The 2,805-nt window shown below is 72.5% G+C and carries 2 protein-coding genes; one reads left to right on the top strand and one right to left on the bottom strand.

Going from position 1 to position 2,805, the window contains the following annotated elements:
* Nucleotides 1–43: 43 nt before the first annotated feature.
* Complete coding sequence (gene pruA, locus KBX53_RS28440) at nt 44–1,672, bottom strand: L-glutamate gamma-semialdehyde dehydrogenase (protein WP_210862644.1); 1,629 nt, start codon at nt 1,670–1,672, stop codon at nt 44–46.
* A gap of 291 nt (nt 1,673–1,963) precedes the next feature.
* On the opposite strand from pruA, the gene KBX53_RS28435 reads away from it, so the two are divergent.
* Nucleotides 1,964–2,805: hypothetical protein (locus tag KBX53_RS28435; RefSeq protein WP_210862641.1), on the top strand; the 842-nt coding region annotated here is incomplete at its 3' end.

Raw genomic sequence — 2,805 nt, 5'->3', positions numbered from 1 at the left:
CCACACGTACCCCCACATGGGCTGACCGGCGGGTCGTCGCCGGTCAGCCCATGTGGGGGTACGTGTGGTCGGTCGGCGGCACGAAGGTCTCCATGATCGTTCGCGGGGAGACCCAGCGGACCAGGTTCAGCCAGGAGCCGGCCTTATCGTTGGTGCCGCTGGCGCGGGCGCCACCGAAGGGCTGCTGCCCGACCACCGCGCCGGTCGGCTTGTCGTTGATGTAGAAGGTGCCGGCCGCGTAGCGCATGCGCTCGCCGACCGACTCGACGCCCCGCCGGTCGGTGGCGAACACCGAGCCGGTCAGCGCGTACGGGGCGATCGACTCGGCCTGCGCCACCACCTCGTCGAACCGGGCGTCGTCGAACACGTGCACGCCCAGGATCGGCCCGAAGTACTCGGTCGTGAAGGTCTCGTGGGCGGCGTCGCCGCACTCGAAGAGCGTCGGGCGCACGAAGTAGCCGACCGAGTCGTCGGCGGTGCCACCGGCCAGCACCCGGCAGCTGTCGTCACCGGCGATCAGTTCCAGCGCGGCGGTGTGCCGGGCGAACGCCTTGTCGTCGATCACGGCGCCGCCGAAGTTGCTGAAGTCGACCACGTCACCGTAGGTCAGCGAGTCGGCGGTGGCGGCCAGGCGGTCCCGCAGCCCACCCTCCCAGATCGAGCGCGGCACGTACGCCCGCGACGCCGCCGAGCACTTCTGGCCCTGGTACTCGTACGCGCCGCGGATCAGCGCGGTGTGCAGAGCGTCCACGTCGGCGCTGGTGTGCGCGACGACGAAGTCCTTACCGCCGGTCTCACCGACCAGGCGCGGGTAGCCCCGGTACCGGGCGATGTTGTCGCCGACGGTCCGCCACAACTGCTGGAAGACCTTCGTCGAGCCGGTGAAGTGGATGCCGGCCAGATCCGGGTCGGCGAGCACCACATCGGAGACCTCCTCGCCCCGGCCGGTGACCATGTTGATCACACCGGGCGGCAGGCCGGCCGCCTCGAACAGCCGCATGGTGAAGTGCGCGGCGAACTGCTGGGTCGGGCCCGGCTTCCAGACCACCGTGTTGCCCAGCAGGGCCGGCGCCGACGGCAGATTGCCGGCGATGGCGGTGAAGTTGAACGGGGTGACCGCGTAGACGAAGCCCTCCAGCGGGCGGTGGTCGAAGCGGTTCCAGACGCCGGGCGAGGACGCCGGCTGCTCCTCCATCAGGCGACGCGCGAAGTGCACGTTGAACCGCAGGAAGTCGATGAACTCGCAGGCCGCGTCGATCTCCGCCTGGATCGCGGTCTTCGACTGGCCGAGCATGGTGGCGGCGTTGAGGGTGTCGCGCCACGGACCGGCGAGCAGCTCGGCGGCGCGCAGGAAGATCGCGGCGCGCTCCTCGAAGGGCAGCGCCCGCCACATCGGCGCGGCATCCTTTGCCGCCTTCACGGCGGCGCGGGCGTCATCGTGGGTGGCGTGCGCTGTCACACCCAACACGTGGGCGTGCTTGTGCGGCTGCACCACGTTGATCGGGTCGCCGCCGGCCATCCGCTGCTCACCGCCGATGGTCATCGGCAGGTCGATGCGCTCGGCGGCGAGCTCGGTCAGCCGCCGCTGGAGCCGGTCCCGGTCGGGGCTGCCCGGCTCGTAGTTGCGAACCGGCTCGTTGCGCGGCTCGGGTACGGAGAACACGGCATCCATCAGGGCTCCTGGCGATCTCGACAGCAGTGGCGAAACCGGACCCGCGGGCGCCGACCGGACGGCCGGACACCGGACGCCACACGAGAGGCCGAGCAGCGGCGGGACCTCCCGTGATTCTTCCACGACGGGCCGCGCGACCCACCTCGGCCACCGCCCTGCGCCAAGGACCGCAGCACCCCTCCTCCCCTTACCGACTGGTCTCGATCCATCCCGCTGTCCCGGGGCGACAGGCAGCCCAGCGGGCCCGCGTACCCTGAATGGTCGGTGACCTGCCGCCTCGAAGGGGAGACGATGACCAAGCAGCCCGGCCGCCCCCCGGCCGCCGAGTCGGACGAGCCGGCGGTCAACGCGGGCACTCGGCCGCTGCCCGCCCCCGGCGCCACTGTGCTCGCGCTGCTGGCGCTCGGCTGGCTGGCCGCCATGCTCTGGTCCACCCGGGAGGCCATCACCTCGGCGGCGGCCGGCGTCACCGCGATCAGCCTCTCCGCGTTCGCCCTACCCGGCGTGATCTCGGCCGCGCTGGTGGCCGGGGCCGCCGTCGCGCTGGCCGGTGGCAACCTGCTGGCCCGCCGGTACGGCGACTGGGCCACCCTGCGCTTCGCTGGCGCGATCGGCGGCGGAATGCTGGTCGGGCTCGCCGCCGCGGTGGCCATCAACCTCACCTACTTCGACACGTCCACCACCAACGTGATCGCCGGCACGACCGCGGCAGCGGCGATCATCGGGGGCGCGCTGGCCGCCGCGCGAACCGCCCCGGCGATCGGTGCCGTGGTCACCGCCGCGCTGGGCACCCTGATCTTCGTGGTCGCGTTCAGCCGCGCCCGCGACCCGCTGTTCGACCTCTTCGGCGCCGGCGACAGCCAGGAATCGTTGATCAGCGCGGCCAAGTGGGTGTCCCGCACCGAATCGCTCGTCGCCGGGCTCCTGGCCGGCCTCCTGGCCTTCGGCTACCTGACCTGGGCACGACGTCGAGCCGTCCGCCGCGATCCCGACGCCCCGGCGCTGCGCTGGCCCGCGTACCTGCTCGCCGGCGCCGGGCCGGGGCTCCTCCTGCTGCTCGCCGAGGTGATCATCCGGGTCGGCGGCCGGTCGCTGCTCGACCTCGCCAGCGCGCTCCGTGAGGCGGACGCGGT

It is taken from the genome of Micromonospora sp. M51, from assembly GCF_018070305.1.
GTDB classification, from domain to species: Bacteria; Actinomycetota; Actinomycetes; order Mycobacteriales; family Micromonosporaceae; genus Micromonospora; species Micromonospora parva.
The sequence above is the reverse complement of the archived record's forward strand: the minus strand, read 5'-3'. Positions and strand labels throughout refer to the sequence as shown.

What these genes read in the sequence shown, in the direction of transcription:
- pruA (WP_210862644.1), bottom strand. Translation starts at nt 1,672, where the DNA reads ATGGATGCCGTGTTCTCCGTACCCGAGCCGCGCAACGAGCCGGTTCGC.